Genomic DNA, 18,345 nt, shown 5'->3' on the forward strand with positions numbered 1-18,345 from the left:
CTTGCACAGTGTCGGTTACAGAAGGGTTCGGCCGGGTGTTCAGTCGTGTCGCCATCGTCAACCGTGGTGAGGCCGCCATGCGGCTCATCCACGCCGTACGGGACATCGCAGCGGAGACCGGGACGCGGATCGAGACCGTCGCCCTGCACACCGACGTCGACCGCACCGCCACGTTCGTGCGCGAGGCCGACATCGCCTACGACCTCGGTCCGGCGGCCGCGCGCCCATACCTCGACCTGGAGGTGCTGGAGCGCGCGCTCGTGGAGACCGGGGCGGACGCCGCGTGGGTCGGCTGGGGCTTCGTCGCCGAGGACCCGGCGTTCGCGGAGCTGTGCGAGAAGGTCGGCGTCACCTTCGTCGGGCCGAGCGCGGAGGCCATGCGCAAGCTCGGCGACAAGATCGGCGCGAAGCTGCTCGCCGAGGAGGTCGGCGTGCCGGTCGCGCCGTGGAGCCGCGGCGCGGTCGAGACCCTGGACGCCGCGCTGGCGGCGGCGGCCGAGATCGGCTACCCGCTGATGCTGAAGGCCACCGCGGGCGGCGGCGGGCGCGGCATCCGTGTGATCACCAGCGAGGCCGAACTCGCCGACGCCTACGAGCGCACCAGCCAGGAGGCGGCGCGGGCGTTCGGCAGCGGCGTCGTGTTCCTGGAGCGCCTGGTCACCGGCGCCCGGCACGTCGAGGTCCAGGTGATCGCCGACGGCGAGGGGACGGCGTGGGCGCTCGGCGTCCGCGACTGCTCGGTGCAGCGTCGCAACCAGAAGGTCATCGAGGAGTCGGCGTCGCCGGTGCTCAGCGCGGAGCAGGCGGCCGAGCTGAAGGCGTCCGCGGAACGGCTGGCCATCGCGGTCGGTTACCGCGGCGCGGCGACCGTCGAGTTCCTCTACCACCCCGGCGACCGGCTGTTCGCGTTCCTGGAGGTCAACACCCGCCTGCAGGTCGAGCACCCGATCACCGAGTCCACCACCGGGTTCGACCTGGTCAAGGCGCAACTGCGGGTGGCGTCGGGCGGCCGGCTCGGGGAGCGCGAAACCGGAGGCGGGCCGCCGGCGGAACGCGGGCACGCCGTCGAGGCCCGGCTGAACGCCGAGGACCCCGACCGCGACTTCGCGCCGTCCCCGGGCCGCATCGCGCTGCTGAACCTGCCCGCCGGGCCCGGCATCCGGGTCGACACCGGCGTCAGGGAGGGCGACACCATCCCCGCCGACTTCGACTCGATGATCGCGAAGATCATCGCCTATGGCCGGGACCGCGACGAGGCGCTCGGCCGGCTGCGCCGGGCGATGGCGCAGACCGAGGTGATCATCGAGGGCGGCGCGACGAACAAGAGCTTCGTGCTCGACCTGCTCGACCAGCCCGAGGTGATCGACGCCGGCGCGGACACCGGCTGGATCGACCGCGTCCGCGGCGAGGGCCGGCTCGTCTCGCACCGGCACTCCGCCGTCGCGCTGGCCGCCGCCGCCATCGAGGCGTACGAGGACGAGGAGCGCGCCGAGCGGCAGCGGCTGCTGTCGACGGCGTTCGGCGGACGACCGCAGGTGCAGCACGAGAGCGGCCGGCCGCTGGACCTCAAGCTGCGCGGCGCCGGCTACCGCGTGCGCGTCGCGCGGGTCGGTGCGCACCGGTTCCGCGTCGGCGTCGAAGCGGGTGACGGCGCGGGCGGCACGGTCCGCACCGCCGACGTCGAACTCGAACGCTTCGATCGTCACACCGGTCAGATCGTCGTCAACGGCGCCCGGTACCACCTGCTCACCGGCACGCACGGGCCGATCCACATCGTCGAGGTGGACGGTGTGGCGCACCGGGTCAGCCGCGACGAGGGCGGCGTCGTCCGCTCGCCCGCGCCCGCGCTGGTCGTCGCCACGCCGCTGAAGGTCGGCGCGGAGGTGGAGGCGGGAGCGCCGGTACTGGTGCTGGAGAGCATGAAGATGGAGACGGTGCTGCGGGCGCCGTTCAAGGCACGGCTGAAGGAATGCGTCGTCGCCGTGGGCAGCCAGGTGGAGACCGGTGCCCCGCTGCTGCGGCTGGAGCCGCTCGCCGACGACTCCGAGGCCGCCGACACCGCGGCCGCCGAGTCCGTCGAACTGGACCTGCCCGCCGCGCCGGCGGAGGTCCCGGCGCGGGAACGCGCCGCGCGCGGCCAGGCGGACCTGCGCAGCCTGCTGCTGGGCTTCGACGTCGACCCCCACGACGGGCGCCGGGTGCTCGACGACTACCTCGCCGCGCGCCGCGCGGCCGCCGACGGCGGCCACCGGCCGCTGGCGCGGGAACTCGAACTCGTCGACGTGTTCGCCGACCTCGCCGAGCTGAGCCGCAACCGGCCGGCGGGCGGAGACGGCGGCGGGGACGGCCACGTGCACAGCGCCCGCGAGCACTTCCACACCTACCTGCAGAGCCTCGACGTCGAGCGGGCCGGGCTGCCGGAGGCGTTCCAGGCCAAGCTCGCCAAGGCCCTCGGCCACTACGGCGTCACCGACCTGGACCGCTCCCCCGGGCTCGAAGCCGCGGTGTTCCGGATCTTCCTCGCCCAGCAGCGCGCGTCCGCCGACGCCGCGGTCATCACGACGTTGCTGCGCGCGTGGCTGCGGGAGCCGCCGCCGGACGAGTCCCTGCGCGAGCCCGCCGGTCTCGCGCTGGAGCGGCTGGTGGCCGCGACGCAGGTCCGCTTCCCCGTGGTCTACGACCTCGCGTGCGGCGTGGTGTTCGCCTGGTTCGCCCAGCCGCTGCTGCGGCGCAACCGCGCCCGCGTCTACGCCGACGTCCGCAGGCACCTGCGCCACCTGGACGCGCACCCTGACGCGCCCGACCGCGCGGAGCGCATCGCCGAGATGGTGCGCAGCACCGAGCCGCTGGTGCGGCTGCTCGGCCAGCGGCTCATCCGCGGCGACCGGGACAACGCCGTCATGCTGGAGGTTCTGACCCGGCGGTACTACGGCAACAAGGGCCTGACCGGCGTCCGCACCAGCCAGGTCGCGGGCTGCACGTTCGTGGTCGCCGAACGCGCGGGGTCGTGCCTGGTCTCCACCGCGGTGGGCTTCGACGCGCTGGGCGACGCGCTGCGCGGGCTGGGGGAGCTGGCGGGCGGCGACGAGGCCATCGACGCCGACATCTACCTCGCCTGGGAGAACCAGCCGGAGGACTTCGACGCGATGGCGGCCGCGCTGCACGAAGTCATCAATGCGCACCCGCTGCCGGACCGGGTCCGCAGGCTCACCGCCACCGTCGCGGGCAGCAGCGGCGCGGTGATGCACCACCACTTCACGTTCCGTCCGTCGGGCGGCGGGATGGTGGAAGAGCGGCTGATCCGCGGCCTGCACCCGCACATCGCGCAGCGGATGCAGATGGAACGGCTGAGCAAGTTCGACCTCACCCGGCTGCCGTCCTCGGACGAGGAGGTCTACCTCTTCCAGTGCGTGGCGCGGGACAACCCGTCGGACGACCGCCTCGTCGCGTTCGCGCAGGTGCGCGACCTGACGGAGCTGCGGGAACACGACGGCAGGCTGCTCACGCTGCCGACGGCCGAGTACACCATCGCCTCCTGCCTCGACTCGATCCGCCGCGCGCAGGCGCGGCGGCCGTCGAAGAACCGCTTCAACACCAACCGGATCGTGATCTACGTCTGGCCGCCGAGCGACCTCACCCGCACGGAACTGGAGCGGATCGCGGGGCGCGTGCTGCCGACGACCGTGGGCGCCGGGCTGGAGGAGATCCTGCTCATCGGGCGGCAGCGCGACCGGAGCACCGGCGAGCTGTTCAAGATCGCCGTGCGCGTCACCTACGACGCCGCCGGCGGCACCGAACTGACCGTCGGGGAGCCGTCGGACGAGCCGGTGGAGCCGCTCGACGACTACCGGCAGAAGGTGCTGCGCGCGAGCAGCCGCAACACGGTGTACCCGTACGAGCTGACCGGCATCCTCGGCGACTTCGCCGAGTACGACCTCGACGGCGGCAACGCGCTGGTGCCGGTCGACCGGCCGCGGGGGCGCAACACCGCGGCGATCGTCGCGGGCGTCGTCACCACGACGACGCGGCGGCACCCGCGGGGCGTCACCAGGGTGGTGCTGCTCGGCGACCCGACGAAATCGCTCGGCGCGCTGTCGGAGCCGGAGTGCCGCCGCGTGATCGCCGCGCTGGACCTGGCGGAGCGGATGCGGGTGCCGGTCGAGTGGTACGCGCTGTCCGCCGGCGCCCGGATCTCGATGGAGTCGGGCACGGAGAACATGGACTGGGTGGCGGCGGCGCTCAAGCGGATCGTCGAGTTCACCCAGGGCGGCGGCGAGATCAACATCGTGGTCGCGGGCATCAACGTCGGCGCGCAGCCGTACTGGAACGCCGAGGCGACGATGCTCATGCACACCAAGGGGGTCCTGGTGATGACGCCGGACTCGGCGATGGTGCTCACCGGCAAGCAGTCGCTCGACTTCTCCGGTGGCGTGTCGGCGGAGGACAACTTCGGCATCGGCGGCTACGACCGGGTGATGGGCCCGAACGGGCAGGCGCAGTACTGGGCGCCGAACCTGGTCGCGGCGCGGGACGTGCTGATGTCGCACTACGACCACACGTACGTCGCGCCCGGCGAAGAGGCACCGCGCCGCGCGCCGACGTCCGACCCCGTCGACCGGGACATCTCCGACTTCCCGCATGCCGTGGAGGGCAGCGACTTCACCACCGTCGGCGACATCTTCTCCGCCGAGGCCAACCCGGACCGCAAGAAACCGTTCGACATCCGGACCGTGATGCGGGCGCTGTCCGACCAGGACCATCCGGTGCTGGAACGCTGGGCGGGCATGGCCGACGCGGAGACCGCGGCGGTGCAGGACGTGCATCTCGGCGGCATGCCGGTGTGCCTGCTCGGCATCGAGTCGAGGGCGGTGCCGCGGCGCGGCTTCCCGCCCACCGACGGCCCGGACACCTACACGGCGGGCACGCTGTTCCCGCAGTCGTCGAAGAAGGCCGCGCGGGCGATCAACGCGGCCAGCGGCAACCGGCCGCTGGTGGTGCTGGCGAACCTGTCGGGCTTCGACGGCTCGCCGGAGTCGATGCGGAAGCTGCAGCTGGAGTACGGCGCCGAGATCGGCCGCGCGATCGTGAACTTCCGCGGCCCCATCGTGTTCTGCGTGATCTCGCGGTACCACGGCGGCGCCTTCGTGGTGTTCTCGAAGGCGCTGAACCCGAACATGACCGTGCTCGCGCTGGAGGGCTCGTTCGCGTCGGTGCTCGGCGGCGCCCCCGCCGCCGCGGTGGTGTTCTCCGGCGACGTGAACGCCCGCACCGCGGCCGACCCGCGCGTACGGGACCTGGAGGCCCGTGTCGCGCCCACCTCCGGCGCCGACCGGGCCGCGTTGACCGCCGAGCTCGACGAGCTCCGATCGTCGGTCCGCGCGGAGAAGCTCGGCGAGGTGGCCACGGAGTTCGACCGGGTGCACGACATCCGGCGCGCGGTCGAGGTCGGCTCCGTCGACGCCGTCATCCGCGCCGCGGAAATGCGCCCGCGGATCATCGAGGCCATCGAGTCCCGCCTGCGCCGGCGATGAGGTGACCGGTCCGGGACACACGAAGGGCCGGGCGCTGGTACGGCGCCCGGCCCTCACACGTCCGCGGGGACGGCCTTGACCGGTCGCTACTTGAACGCCGGCATCAGGTGTTCGTGGATCAGGCGGAGCTGGCCGTCCACGTCGGGAACGCCGGTGAGCTCGCGGCCGGTGAAGGACTTCACCAGGCCGGGGTCCGTGATCGCGCAGATCATGTGGTTGACGCCGGTCGGGGCGATCTCACTCTCGATCTTGGCGCGGACCTCGTCGGGGGTGCCCGCCAGGGACAGCTTCTCGGTGATCTCGGGGGTGGTCAGCTCGATGGCCTTGGCCAGGTCGCCCCCGCCGATGGCCTCGATGATCGGGGCCATGTCCGCCGGGTCGACGCCGTTGCGCTCCAGCTGCTCGGCCGGCATCGCGGACGCGTACAGGCCGACCATGCTGCGGGCCGCCTCCTTGGCCGCGGCCGAGTCGGGGCCGACCGCGAACACCACCCAGGCGCCGATGTCGAGCGTCCGCCAGTCCTTGCCCGCGCGCTCGGCGCCCGCCTTGAAGTGCTCGACCGCGTACTCGTAGGCGCCGCGCGAGTAGCTGAGCGCGTGGTGCACGCCGTCGGACAGCTCACCGGCCGCCTCGAACGACTTCGGCCCGCGCATCGCGCCGATCTTGACCGGCAGGTGCTCCTGGACGGGGCGGGCGAAGGTGAACAGCCCCTCGTAGGAGTAGAACTCGCCGTCGCGGGTGATGGCGCCCTCGTCCAGCAGGGTCCGGACGACCGCGACGGCCTCCTTCACCCGGGTGAGCGGCTTGGTCTTCGCCCAGTCGATCTTGTACTGGGCGAGCACCCCGAAGTTGCCGCTGCCCAGGACGACCTCGGCGCGGCCGTCGGTGAGCTCGTCCAGCGTCGCGGCGGCCTGGGCGATCAGGGACGGCTCGCGGAGGGTCACCGCCGACACCGAGGGGCCGAGGCGGATCTGCGAGGTGCCGGCCGCGGCGGCGGCGAACAGCAGCCACAGGTCCTTGTGCCACGGCTCGTCGGCCGCGTACACGGCGTGGAAACCGAGCTCGTCGGCGAGCTTGATGGAGACCAGCGACTCCGAGAGCGGGTAGTCGGGAAGCATGGCGTAGCTGAACTTCACAGGGAGACGTCTCCTTGTAGTGCGCACCTTACGCACAGTTCGGGGGATGGGGGGAATCGTAGTCCTGGGGCGTGGCCGGAGGCTCACTTTCCGCTTATCTCCGGATTTCACCCCCACCCCCGTGGAGACCGAACCCTCCCGGTTCCAGCCACGCCTCGATGCTCTGGTCGACGCGATCGGCGACCGTGGCGCCCTCCACGAAGGCCTGCACCGGCACCGCCGGCATCTGACCCTCGTTCCGATCGTGCACCCAGCACCCGGGGAAGCGCTGTTGACGGCATGCCGGTAAGGCACTCCCGCCAAACCGTCGCTATTGGCGAAGCGCCAATAATGGTCTAGGGTCACGTGTGACTCCAGGAGCGGGAGAGCGGACGTCGGGGGGCAGCGACGTGAGAGGAAGATCATGACCGGCAGGCACGACTCAGACCCCGCGGACAGGCCGACCCGGAGGAGGTTCCTCGGTGGCGCCGCCGCGGTGGGGGCGGGTGCGGCGGTGGCGGGCGTTGCGGGCGGTGAGGCGTCGGCGCAGGCCGCGCGGCAGGCGGGGGCGCGGCGGCGGCGTGCGGCCGGCAAGCGGGTGGCGGTGTTCGGTGGCGGGATCGCGGGGCTGACCGCGGCGTTGGAGCTGGCCGAGCGCGGCTTCGCGGTGACGGTGTACGAGCGGCGCCAGCCGGGCGGCAAGGCGCGGGTGTTCGGAGTCCCGGGGTCGGCACGCGGCGGGCGGCGGGAGCTGCCGGCCGAGCACGGGTTCCGGTTCTTCCCCGGCTTCTACCAGAACCTGCCCGACTCGATGCGGCGGATCCCCTTCCCCGGCAATGAGAAGGGGACCTGGGACAACCTGACCCGGGCGTCCAGCTATCTGGGGGCGCGCAAGGGGCGTCCGGACCTGACCATCCCGTTCCCGTTCCCGTGGCCGATCCCCGAGGGCACTCCCCCGTTCCTGACGCCGGAGTCGCTGATCGCCACGGTGATCAGCGGGCTGCAGTCGCTGGGCATGATCCCGCTGCCGGAGATCCTGCATTTCGCGCGTAAGGGCGTCATGTACGTCACCAGCTGCGACCAGCGGCGGGTCGGGCAGTGGGACCACGTGTCGTGGGCCGACTTCCTGGGGACCGCGTCGCGGTCGGCGGAGTACAACACGCTGCTGGCCGACGGGCTGGTGCGCAACCTGGCGGCGATGAAGTCCGCCGACGCCAGCACCCACGCGATCGGGCTGGTGGGCGAGGCGACGCTGTGGAGCGTGCTGGGTGAGGGCAACGAGCCGGGCGGGTCGGTGGACCGGGTCCTGGCCGGCGCGACCGACGAGATGCTCATCGACCCCTGGGTCGCCCATCTCAAGACCCTCGGGGTGACGTTCCGGGTGGGGTGGGAGGCCGAGTCGTTCCGGCTGGCCGGCGGCAAGATCGCCTCGGCGGTCGCGGTCGACCCGGCCGGGGCCCGGCACACCGTGGAGGCGGACTGGTTCGTGTCGGCGGTGCCGGTGGAGCGGGCCGACCGGCTGGTCAACCACCGGATGCGCGCCGCCGACCCGATGCTCAACAACATCTCCAAGCTGCGCAGCGACTGGATGAACGGGCTGATGTTCTTCCTCAAGAAGGAGGTGCCGATCACCCCCGGGCATGTGAACTACTGGGATTCGACCTGGGCGATCACCTCGATCAGCCAGGCGCAGTTCTGGAAGCGGGACTTCACCGCCTACGGCGACGGGACCGTCACCGACAACCTGTCGGCGATCATCTCCGACTGGAACACCCCCGGCATGTTCAACGGCAAGACGGCCAAGGAGTGCGGCCGGGAGGAGATCGCCGAGGAGGCCTGGAAGCAGATCAAGGCGCACGTCAACAAGCCCGGCAAGCCGCCGGTGCTGACCGACGACATGCTGCACACCTGGTACCTGGACCCCGGCATCCTCAACCCCGGCACCCCGCAGGTCGCCAACGAGGACCCGCTGTTCATCCAGACCCTCGGCGCGTACGGGACCCGGCCCACCGCCGGCACCGGCATCGAGAACTTCTTCCTGGCCGGCGACTGGGTCAAGACCGGCCTGTACGTGTCCACCATGGAGACCGCCAACGAAGGCGGACGCCTGGCCGCCAACGCCCTGCTGGACGCCGCCGGCCACACCGGCGACAAGGCCGCCCTCGGACGACTCTGGGTCGCACCCGCGTTCAACGACGCCAAGAAGCTCGACCTCGACCGCTACCGCAACGGCGAGCCCCACATCCTCGACGACGGCACCTGAGCCGCCGGCGGGGCACCCGGGACTCCGGCACTGGCCGCGTCGCGCGCCAACGCGCGGCCAGTGCCGGGTCCGCCGCCCGCCACCGCCTGATCTTGCGGAGGAGCCGATTCGGTTACAGACTCGGCGGGATGAGCGATCCCCTGCCTCACGAGCCCCCCGCGTCGGCCGGCCCTCGATCAGTCCCGTCCCACCGGGTGGACATGCGGTGGCACGGTGCTCTCGGGTGGGCCGTCGCCACCGGGTTCTGCGTCTACCTCGCGGTCGGGCTGACCGTGTTGACCATCGTGCTGGCGTTCGTCCTGGGCGAGATCGGGGCGGCCGCGCTGATGCTGGTGCTCGCGCTGGTGCTCGGGCTGCTGAGCTGGGCCTTGGTGCGGATGACACCGCGCTACTCCACGCGGCAAGGCGTATCGACGGACGGCACCGGGGTCACGCTGACACAGGAACCGAAGCGGTGGTTCTCCGGCCGTGCCGTCCATATCCCCTGGTCGCGGGTGCGGCGCATCAGCAAGGAGGTAGTCGCCTCCCAGGGCGCCGAGGGCCGCATCGTCCGGTACTTCATCGACATCGAACTGCGTGATGCCCCCGATGGTGCGGAGCTTCCGACCTGGTCCTCTCGCGACGGCGACAAGATTCGAATCCAGTCGAAAAAGGTGAAGCACGCAGAAATCCTCGGAGCGCTGCGGGTGGCCCGCCCCGACCTGTTCGCGGCTGACTGAGTCGCATTTCGCGCTCGGGGCTCCGGGCCCGGTGGGACGTCACCTCTTCGTAAGACCCGGCGGCCGGTCCGGCCATTAACGTGGCGGCATGAAGAAGGCGATCCTGATCGTGACCGGTGCCGCGTTGCTCGCGACCGGCTGCGGGACCGGCGGCGAGGCGACGACCGCCCCCGAACCGACGGCCGACGCCCCCGGGACCCCCGCCGCGCGCAGCTCCGGCGCAGCCGCCGAGGACGTGCCGGAGACGTTGAGGTTCCAAGGCGAGACGCTGGACGGCGAGGCGTTCGACGGCGCGAGCCTGGCGGGCAAGCCGGTGGTGTTCTGGTTCTGGGCGCCCTGGTGCTCCAAGTGCCTCTCCGAGGGCCCCAACGTGGCCAAGGCCGCCGACAAGTACGGGGACAGGGTCTCCTTCGTCGGCATCGGCGGCCTGGACGACGGCAAGGACCGGCTGCGGACGTTCGTCTCCCGGACGGGCACCAAGAGCCTCACCCACCTGGACGACCGGACCGGCAAGCTGTACTCCCATTTCAAGGTGACGTCGCAGTCGTCGTTCGTCTTCATGGCACCCGACGGGACGACGAGCAAGGACTCCGGGCCGCTGGGGCCGTCCGAGCTGAACCGGCACGTCGACGAACTCCTCGGCTGACCGTCCGATGGAGACGATCTCGCTCGCCCTGGCCGCCGGGCTGGTGGCGGCGTTCAACCCGTGCGGCTTCGCGCTCCTGCCGTCCTATCTGACGCTGCTGGTCGCGACGCCGGGGGCGGGCGGCGTCTGGCGGGCGCTGCGGCTGTCCGCCGCGATGACCGCGGGGTTCGTCACCGTCTTCGGCGTGTTCGGCCTGCTGGTCTCGGTGCTGACGACCTCGATCCAGCAGTACCTTCCCTGGGTCACCATCGTCGTGGGCATGGCGTTGGTGGCGCTCGGCGGGTGGCTGGTGACCGGGCGGGAACTGCTGCTCAGGCTGCCGCGCCTTCAGGCGGGCGGCCTGTCGGGTTCACTGGCGGGACTGTACGGATACGGCGTCTCGTACGCCGTCGCATCCCTGTCGTGCACCATCGCACCGTTCCTGGCCGTCACCGGGCTGGTGTCGGGAGGAACGAGCATCATCGCCGGGCTGGCGGCGTTCGCCGCGTACGGCGTGGGGATGGGCCTGATCGTGGGGCTCCTGTCGATGCTGGTGGCGCTGGCGCGTGACGCCGCGGTGGCGCGCACCCGCCGGATCCTGCCGTACGTCTCCCGTGTCAGCGGCGGCCTTCTCCTCCTGGCCGGGTTCTACGTCGTCTACTACGGCTGGTACGAGGTGCGCGTCAACGCGGGCGCCTCGGCCGACTCCCCGGTCGTCGGCGCGGCCACCGAGGTCCAGGGCGCGGTGTCCGGCTGGGTCGACCAGATCGGCATCTGGTGGATCGCCGCCGCCTTCGCCGCCCTCGTGGCCGGGACCGTGGCGGTGCGCAGGCTCCTGCCCGACCGGCGCCCCTGACCGTTGGCCACGGGTGGCCACCCTCGATGCCGCGTGGACCATCACGCACGTCACGGCCCGGGCATCACCCTCAGCGCACGCGTGACGACGGAAACGTCTCTGGACACCGATCCTGTATCCCGTCGTGCTGGCCTTCGATCCGGCCGCACAGAGCTATCGCAACATCCGCGTCCCGTCCGACAACGGCCAGTACAGCGCCCAGATGGCGGACGGAACACCGGTCGGCGCCGCGATCAGCGACGTCCAGGCCATCGACGGCGGCGACGCGCTGGCCTTCGTCGCGACCGCCCCCTACCAGGACCCGGGCGGCGACGGCGTGTGGCCCACGTTCGGCATCCTGACCAAGGCCGGCGGGACCTGGCAGCCCGTGCCCGCCAACCAGCGGACGGCCAGGCAACTGCGCGACTCGAATCCGGCGGTGGGCCCGGACGCGTGCCCGGACGACCCGACGGTGCCGGGCCAGTCCGTCTGCGGCGGCGTCAACGAGATGGCCATGTTCCCCAGCTCGCGGGACATCATCGTCACGCAGTACGCGGGCGGCGCGACCGCCCCCAACGGCGGGCTCCTCGCGCTCCGCGTCACCGGCCCGGACGCGCAGGGCCACTACACCACGACGATCCGGGGACACTACGCGTTCCCCGCCTGGAAGAACCCGGAGACGCCCGACCCCGACGACGACCTCGACCTCTCGCCCCGCGAGGTGCAGACCGACCCGACCGGCACCCCCGGCGACGAGCGCTTCACCGTCGGCTTCGACGCCTGGAACGTCCACAGCTCGCTCATGGAGTTCAGCTACGACGCCGCCACCGGCGCGATCACACCGGTGTCCCCGCCGTTCTTCCCCTCGGGCCGCGACAACGGGGGGAACTTCTGGGCGGGCGGGACGACGCTGTACGACCACCAGGGCAACCTGTGGGTCAGGCGGTCCGCGGGCTTCCCCAACGGGAGCCTCGCCGTCTACGCCAACGTCGACGGCCGGCGCCGGGTGGGCGGGACCGAGTGTCCGCTGGTACCGGGCAAGGGCCTGGACACCTACACCACCACCGACGGCGGCGAGACCGTGTGGGGCGTCGAATGCCCACCGGACTACGACATCTTCCAGCCGAGAGAACCGATCGCCACGATGGACCTGCTCCAGAACCCGGTCAATCACAACATCGCCGTGGTGGGCAACGGCGGCACGGTGACGCCCATCAGGACGTCCGGCAGCGGACGCTCCATGACGTTCGAAATCGGGACCATGGTGGACTCGGGCTACACCGCGCTGCCGTTCCGGACCAGCCCGACCGCGGGCATCCCCAGCACCCCCGGAGGCGCGTTCGACTCCGCCGGGCGGCTCTGGTTCTGGATCGGCCAGGCGATCCCGCCCTCCTGCAAGATCGAGCTCCCGGTCGAGCCCTGCATGACCGACAACCGTGAGGTCGAGGCCGACCACTGGCTGGTGTCGGTCGACGAGCCCCGGCTGTTCGACCCGCCGCCGCAACTGGCACCCAGCGTGGCCGGGTGGTGGGCCGAGATCCAGGCCGAGTACACGACCACGACGAGCACCACGGCCCGCCCACCGGACGCCGACGGCACCGTCGCGATCGACTCCACCGCGTACATGAAGGTCTGCGGCAGCGGCTGCGAGGCCGACGGCGTTCCCGGAGCGGGCTTCACACTCGCCGACGACACCATCTTCGGCGTTCCGTCCGGCCCGGTCGCCACGTATACGGTGAACGCCCCGGTCGCCGGCTCCTACGATCTGAGGCTCCGCGCGGCGAGCTTCGCCGGCCACACGAACGGAAGCCTCAGGTTCGAGGTCGCCGGGACGGCCCAGACCGTCCCGATCAACACCGGCGGAGCATGGGTGAACATCACCTCTCCCACGCCCGTGTCCCTGCCCTCGGGCGTCAGCACCATCCGGATCTCCGCCCCGCCGGGCGGAGGCGGGGTCTGGTTCCTCAACCACTTCCTGCTCATCCGCCGCTGACCGCCACGCGTGCGCGGCGGTGCGGCCGCGTCCCGCCTCGGCGGGAGGACGAGCGACACCGCCGCGATGACGACCATCACGAACGCCATGATCAGGAAGGCGTCGCCGTAGGCCGCGGCGAGAGCGTCCGGGGTGGCCGCGCGGCCCGCGACGGCCGCGGTGAGGACGGCCAGGCCGACGGCGCCGCCGGCCTGTTTGGCGGTGTTCATCAGGCCGGAGGCGGCTCCGGCGTCGCGCTCGGCGACGCCGGAGGTGACGGTGGTGGTGAGGGGCGTGTTCAGCAGGCCGCCGCCGATGGAGATGAGGATCGCCGGACCGAGCACGCCCTCCAGGTAACCGGTGCCGGCGGTGATGTGGCTCTGCCAGAGGAAGCCCCCGGCAGCGGTGAGGGCGCCGATGACCACGAGGGTCCGGTCGTCGGCGCGCATCATGAGCCACGGCGTGACGCGCAGGCCGACGGCCATGGTGAGCAGCGTGTGCGGGAGGAAGCCGAGGCCGGTCTGCAGCGCCGTGTAGTGCAGGACGTCCTGCATGTAGAGGGTCAGGAAGTACCACATCGGTACCTGGAAGCAGGCACCGGCGAGCAGCATCACCGCGTTGCCGGCGGAGATGGCGCGGACGCGGAACAGCCGTGGCGGGATGAGCGGATCGCGGGCCAGGCGCGTCTCGATGAGGAGGAATCCGGCGAGTAGGACGGCGGCGGCCGCGAGGGCGGCGAGGATCACCGGGTCGTCCCAGCCGCGTGGGGCGGCCTGCATGATGGCGTAGGCGAGGAGGGCCAGGCCTGCGGTGGCCGAGGCGGCGCCGGGAAGGTCGAGACGGGTGGTCCGCCCGGTCCGGCGGCGGGCGGCGGGGACGCGGGCGGCCAGGGCGACGGCGGCCGCGCCGATCGGCACGTTGATCAGCAGGATCCAGCGCCAGGACAGCGACTGGGTGAGGACGCCGCCGATGAGGTTGCCGGCCGCGCCGCCGGCGAGGCTCACCGCCGTCCAGGTGGCGAGGGCCCGGGTGCGGCGCGGACCCTCGGGGAACGTGGTGGTGAGCAGCGTCAGGGTCGCCGGGGCGAGGACGGCGGCGCCGAGTCCCTGCGCCGCACGCGCGGCGATCAGCAGGCCGGGGGTGGTCGCCAGCCCGCCGACCAGGCTCGGCGTCGCGAACAGCACGAGACCGGCGAGAAAGACGCGCCCGGCTCCGCAGAGGTCGGCGAGACGGCCGCCGAGCAGCAGGAACCCCGCGAAGGTGAGGGTGTACGCGCCCGCGACCCAGGGCAGGTCCGACGCCTCGAAGCCCAGGGACGACTGGATCGCGGGCAGTGCGACGTTCACCACGGAGACGTCGAGCACCACCATGAACTGGGCGGCGCAGGCGAGCGCGAGGATCAACCCGGGCGCCGGGGCCCCGGGTCCGGTGCGTGTCATTCCCTCGCCTCCCGATTACACAAATCAATGGGATCACATTGGTTTGCTTGCACCGCCCAGGCTAGGACCCGATAGGCTCAGGGTCAATTCAGTGTGACCGCATCGAGAAGACTGGGATGGCCGATGGGACGACGCACCCGCGGGCCCGGGGCCCAGCACGAGACCCGGCGGCGGGAGATCGCCGACGCCGTGCTGGCGATCGTCGCCGAACACGGGCTGCCGGCCGTGTCAATGACCGAGGTCGCGGCACGGGCCGGAGTGTCGGCCGGGCGCGTCCAGCACTACTTCCCCACGAAGCAGAAGCTCATCGAGGCCGCCTTCGACCGCGGCAACGAGCTCAGCAGCGCCCGCATCAGGTCACTCGTCGGCCGCGACCTCGACAGCGCCGAACCGCGCTCCGTGCTCACCGTCGTGCTGACCGAACTCATCGCCCACGACCCCGAGACGCGGGCGCACATGCGCGTCCGGCAGTCGTTCACGGCCCTCGCCCTCGCCGACGAAGCGATCGCCGACCGGATGCGCGCGGACTACACCCGCTTCCATCGGCAGATCACCGACCTCGTGCGCGGTGACCGGGACGCCGGGCTGATCCCCCGCGCCACCGACCCGGCCCACGCGGCCGTCGACCTGGTCGCCCTCGCCGAGGGGCTGGCCTACTACGTCCTGATCGGCATCACCGACCCGGAAACGGCCCGCGACCGCGTCCGGACGGCGATCGCCGCCCTCTACCCCTGACGCCCCCGCGCGGGGGGCCGTCCTGACGGGCGGGCGTTCGGTAACCCCGCCTCCGCACCCTCTTTCAACGTGAGAGTACTGTGCCCTCGGAGTGGCCGGTGCCGCCCCGCCCCGCCATGCGGCAGCAGGCGGGTCCGGCCCGACAAGAGGGATCATGCCGACCTACCGAATCCAGCCACAGGAAGGCGCCCCCCAGACGGTACGGGCGCTCCGTCTCCGGACCGACGACGAGCAGATCTACTTCGAAGACCGTGTGAAGGGCGACTGGCAGCCCGTCCTCGAACTGCGCCTCGATGACGTGGAACAGGTACAGCGCCGCCTCAACGAGACCAACGGCGCCTGGATCTGGGTGACCGAGCACGTGCGGCGCATGCCGCAGTGACCCCGCCGGCTCGCACGGCCGTCGGCGTTCGTCCGCCATGGTCAGTCGGGCACGCCCGCGGCCAGCATCGGGGTGAGGGTGAGGCCGGGGTGTTCGCGTTCGATGGCGCGGAGCCGCCATTTGTCGATGAACACCGCGAGGAGTGAGCCGTCCAGGGTGCGGGTGAGGACTTCGACGCCGCGCCGTCCGGTGAGGGTCTGGGCGGACTCCTTGTCGGTGATGCGGGCGGTGGAGTAGTCCAGCCGGGTCAGCTCGACCGGTGCGTTGAACTCCTCGGCCATCCGGGCGGTGACCACGTCGAACTGCAGCGGCCCGACCGCGGCCAGCACCGGTGCCTGGTCACCGCGCAGATCACTGCGCAGCACCTGGACCACGCCCTCGCTGTCGAGCTGGTCCATGCCGCGGCGGAACTGCTTGGCGCGGCTGTTGTCGGAGGCCCGCACCACCATGAAGTGCTCGGGGGCGAACGCCGGGATCGGCGGGAACGACACCGGGGTCCTGGCGTACAGGGTGTCGCCCACCGTCAGGCCGGACGCGTTCGGCAGCCCGATCACATCACCCGGGTAGGCCGCGTCCAGGGTCGAGCGGTCGCGCCCGAAGATCGTCTGGGCGTACTTGGTCGCCAGCGGACGCCCGGTCGGGGCATGGGTCAGCGACATCCCGCGCTCGAACCGGCCCGAGCACACCCGGATGAACGCCAGCCGGTCCCGGTGCGCCCTGTCCATGCCCGCCTGCACCTTGAACACCTGCCCGGAGAAGGGCGCCGAGACCGGGCGCTCCCTTCCGCCGGAGTCCGCACGCGCGGCCGGGGCGGGCGCCAGCCTGCACACCGCCTCCAGCAGTGCCTCCACCCCGAAGTTGGGCAGCGCGGCGCCGAACAGGACCGGGGTGCAGGTTCCGGCGGCGAAGGCGTCCATGTCGAGGGTGGCGCCGATCTCCTCCAGCAGCGCCAGTTCCTCGACCGCGGTCTCCCACGTCTCGCCTTCCTGTTCGGCGGCTTCCTCGGCGGTGACGTGTTCGGCGATCGCGCGGGTGGCGCCGCCGGGCGTGCGCAGGAACCGGGTGAACGCGCCGCCAGCCCGGTCGATCAGCCCGCGGAAGTCCCCCGCGATCCCGACCGGCCAGTTCAATGGGGCCGGATGCAGGCCGATCCGCTGCTCCACCTCGTCCAGCAACTCCAAGGCTTCGCGGCCCGGCCGGTCCCACTTGTTCACGAACGTGATCACGGGGATGCGGCGGTGCCGGCACACATCGAACAGCTTCAGGGTCTGCGCCTCCAGGCCCTTGGCCGAGTCCAGCAGCATGATGGCCCCGTCCACGGCCGCCAGTACCCGGTAGGTGTCCTCGGAGAAGTCCGCGTGACCGGGGGTGTCCAGCAGGTTCAGCAGCGCGCCGCCGTACTCGAACCGCAGTACCGAGGAGGTGATGGAGATGCCGCGGGAGCGCTCGATGTCCATCCAGTCCGACCGCACGCCTCGTCGCCCGGCCTTGCCGTGCACCGCCCCGGCCTCCTCGATCGCCGCCGCGTGCAACGCCAGCGCCTCGGTCAGCGTCGACTTGCCCGCGTCCGGGTGACTGATCACCGCGAACGTCCGCCGCCGCGCCGCCTCCGCCGCCACATCCTGCGGTGTGCCCGTCCCGCCGCTCACCGCGGCCCCCTCTCGTGCTCGGCCGCACCGGTCCGCCGGGCTGGGCGGACGCCGACCGTTTCGCCAATCTAACCTTACGTTAAAGTACCTTGTGGACGGTCGGTCCGAGAGGCGCTCGCCGATCCTCATCTGGGATATCGCCTGAATCGGAATGGGAGAGCGTGGCCTGCATCACTCTCTCCTTACGAGAGGTATATTTCAACCGCTGGATCCCACCGGAACACGAGGAACGGAATGTAATGGGCGCATTGTTCGAGGAGCTCGACTGGCGTCCGACGCCCATGGGCGCCATCAGCCTACGGCGTCGCCGGGACCCTTCCCTCCGCGTCGACGTCTACGAGATCAAACTCGATGACGACTTCCTCATGTCGAGCCTGTGGACGGCCGGTGAGATCGAACTCGCCCGGCTCGGGCTGGCCGCGGCGGAGGGAACCGGCCTCGATGTCGTCGTCGGGGGCCTCGGGCTCGGCCACACCGCCGACGCCGCCCTGAACGAGCCCCGGGTGCGCTCGCTGCTCGTCGTGGAGACGCTCGCCGAAGTGATCGACTGGCACCGGGCGAAGCTGGTGCCGCTGGGGGAACGGCTGACGGCCGACGACCGCTGCCGGCTGGTGCAGGGCGACTTCTTCGCCATGGCCTCATCGGGGACGGGCCTGGACCCGAAGACGCCCGGCGGCCGCTTCCATGCCGTCCTGCTCGACATCGACCATTCACCGAGCCACGTCCTCGACACCGGCCACGCCTCCTTCTACCGGCCCGGGCCGCTGAACCGCCTCGCCGCGCAGATCCATCCCGGCGGCGTCTTCGCGCTGTGGTCGAACGAGCCCCCCGACGACGCGTTCACCGCCGTTCTCGGCGAGGTCTTCGCCGACGTGACGGCGCACATCGTCGAGTTCCCCAACCACATCCAGGGCGGCACCGCGGCCAACACCGTGTACGTCGCGCACACGCACCTCGACTGAGAACGGGACCGCCGCGAATGCGCGGCGGGCGCCGTGCGACCGCGGCCTCACCGCGAGGCCGAAGATGGCAAGCTTGAGCGACGATATGGATCATCCGCCCCGGCGGGACGGGCCGGTG

The 18,345-nt window shown here is 71.8% G+C and carries 11 protein-coding genes; 8 read left to right on the plus strand and 3 right to left on the minus strand.

Features of this window, described 5'->3' with window-relative positions; all coding sequences use genetic code 11:
* Positions 1 to 35 precede the first annotated feature (35 nt).
* Complete coding sequence (locus tag ACTWPP_RS21345; protein WP_443106079.1) at positions 36 to 5,531, plus strand: ATP-binding protein; 5,496 nt, start codon at positions 36 to 38, stop codon at positions 5,529 to 5,531.
* A gap of 86 nt (positions 5,532 to 5,617) precedes the next feature.
* Here the strand turns inward: ACTWPP_RS21345 and ACTWPP_RS21350 are convergent, their stop codons facing one another.
* Positions 5,618 to 6,667, minus strand: coding sequence for an LLM class flavin-dependent oxidoreductase (locus tag ACTWPP_RS21350; RefSeq protein ID WP_443106080.1), 1,050 nt, complete (start codon positions 6,665 to 6,667; stop codon positions 5,618 to 5,620).
* Between the two features lie 403 nt (positions 6,668 to 7,070).
* Between ACTWPP_RS21350 and ACTWPP_RS21355 the strand changes: the two genes are divergently transcribed.
* From ACTWPP_RS21355 to ACTWPP_RS21370, 4 genes are all read left to right on the plus strand, one after another.
* Complete coding sequence (locus tag ACTWPP_RS21355; protein WP_443106081.1) at positions 7,071 to 8,909, plus strand: hydroxysqualene dehydroxylase; 1,839 nt, start codon at positions 7,071 to 7,073, stop codon at positions 8,907 to 8,909.
* Between the two features lie 128 nt (positions 8,910 to 9,037).
* On the plus strand, positions 9,038 to 9,628 hold the full coding sequence (locus tag ACTWPP_RS21360; RefSeq protein WP_443106082.1) for a hypothetical protein: 591 nt from the start codon (positions 9,038 to 9,040) through the stop codon (positions 9,626 to 9,628).
* An 88-nt stretch (positions 9,629 to 9,716) separates the two neighbouring features.
* The gene (locus ACTWPP_RS21365; protein WP_443106083.1) at positions 9,717 to 10,274 is read left to right on the plus strand and encodes a redoxin domain-containing protein; all 558 of its coding nucleotides are present in this window, start codon (positions 9,717 to 9,719) and stop codon (positions 10,272 to 10,274) included.
* A gap of 7 nt (positions 10,275 to 10,281) precedes the next feature.
* Positions 10,282 to 11,109: a cytochrome c biogenesis CcdA family protein gene (locus ACTWPP_RS21370; protein ID WP_443106084.1), complete on the plus strand. Its 828-nt coding sequence runs from the start codon at positions 10,282 to 10,284 to the stop codon at positions 11,107 to 11,109.
* Between the two features lie 1,737 nt (positions 11,110 to 12,846).
* Here the strand turns inward: ACTWPP_RS21370 and ACTWPP_RS21375 are convergent.
* The gene (locus ACTWPP_RS21375; RefSeq protein WP_443106085.1) at positions 12,847 to 14,499 is read right to left on the minus strand and encodes an MFS transporter; all 1,653 of its coding nucleotides are present in this window, start codon (positions 14,497 to 14,499) and stop codon (positions 12,847 to 12,849) included.
* Positions 14,500 to 14,622: 123 nt separating this feature from the next.
* Here ACTWPP_RS21375 and ACTWPP_RS21380 point away from each other — a divergent pair, with 123 nt between their 5' ends.
* Both ACTWPP_RS21380 and ACTWPP_RS21385 read left to right on the plus strand, forming a co-directional pair.
* Positions 14,623 to 15,234 (plus strand): TetR/AcrR family transcriptional regulator, encoded by a 612-nt coding sequence (locus ACTWPP_RS21380; protein ID WP_443106086.1) that lies wholly within the window; start codon positions 14,623 to 14,625, stop codon positions 15,232 to 15,234.
* A 154-nt stretch (positions 15,235 to 15,388) separates the two neighbouring features.
* Entirely contained in the window at positions 15,389 to 15,616 is a 228-nt protein-coding gene (locus ACTWPP_RS21385) for a hypothetical protein (RefSeq protein ID WP_443106087.1), read from the plus strand.
* Between the two features lie 41 nt (positions 15,617 to 15,657).
* Here the strand turns inward: ACTWPP_RS21385 and ACTWPP_RS21390 are convergent, their stop codons facing one another.
* The gene (locus ACTWPP_RS21390) at positions 15,658 to 17,265 is read right to left on the minus strand and encodes a peptide chain release factor 3 (protein WP_443106088.1); all 1,608 of its coding nucleotides are present in this window, start codon (positions 17,263 to 17,265) and stop codon (positions 15,658 to 15,660) included.
* A 239-nt stretch (positions 17,266 to 17,504) separates the two neighbouring features.
* Here ACTWPP_RS21390 and ACTWPP_RS21395 point away from each other — a divergent pair, with 239 nt between their 5' ends.
* Complete coding sequence (locus ACTWPP_RS21395; RefSeq protein WP_443106089.1) at positions 17,505 to 18,227, plus strand: spermidine synthase; 723 nt, start codon at positions 17,505 to 17,507, stop codon at positions 18,225 to 18,227.
* The last annotated feature ends 118 nt before the right edge of the window (positions 18,228 to 18,345 follow it).

This window comes from Actinomadura sp. 3N407, from assembly GCF_052245875.1.
Classification (GTDB): domain Bacteria; phylum Actinomycetota; class Actinomycetes; order Streptosporangiales; family Streptosporangiaceae; genus Spirillospora.

Bases quoted from the DNA above. Each gene is read 5' to 3' on its own strand.
- ACTWPP_RS21365 (WP_443106083.1), top strand. From the start codon at position 9,717: ATGAAGAAGGCGATCCTGATCGTGACCGGTGCCGCGTTGCTCGCGACC.
- ACTWPP_RS21375 (WP_443106085.1), bottom strand. From the start codon at position 14,499: ATGACACGCACCGGACCCGGGGCCCCGGCGCCCGGGTTGATCCTCGCG.
- ACTWPP_RS21360 (WP_443106082.1), top strand. From the start codon at position 9,038: ATGAGCGATCCCCTGCCTCACGAGCCCCCCGCGTCGGCCGGCCCTCGA.
- ACTWPP_RS21385 (WP_443106087.1), top strand. From the start codon at position 15,389: ATGCCGACCTACCGAATCCAGCCACAGGAAGGCGCCCCCCAGACGGTA.
- ACTWPP_RS21355 (WP_443106081.1), top strand. From the start codon at position 7,071: ATGACCGGCAGGCACGACTCAGACCCCGCGGACAGGCCGACCCGGAGG.
- ACTWPP_RS21395 (WP_443106089.1), top strand. From the start codon at position 17,505: ATGGGCGCATTGTTCGAGGAGCTCGACTGGCGTCCGACGCCCATGGGC.
- ACTWPP_RS21370 (WP_443106084.1), top strand. From the start codon at position 10,282: ATGGAGACGATCTCGCTCGCCCTGGCCGCCGGGCTGGTGGCGGCGTTC.
- ACTWPP_RS21380 (WP_443106086.1), top strand. From the start codon at position 14,623: ATGGGACGACGCACCCGCGGGCCCGGGGCCCAGCACGAGACCCGGCGG.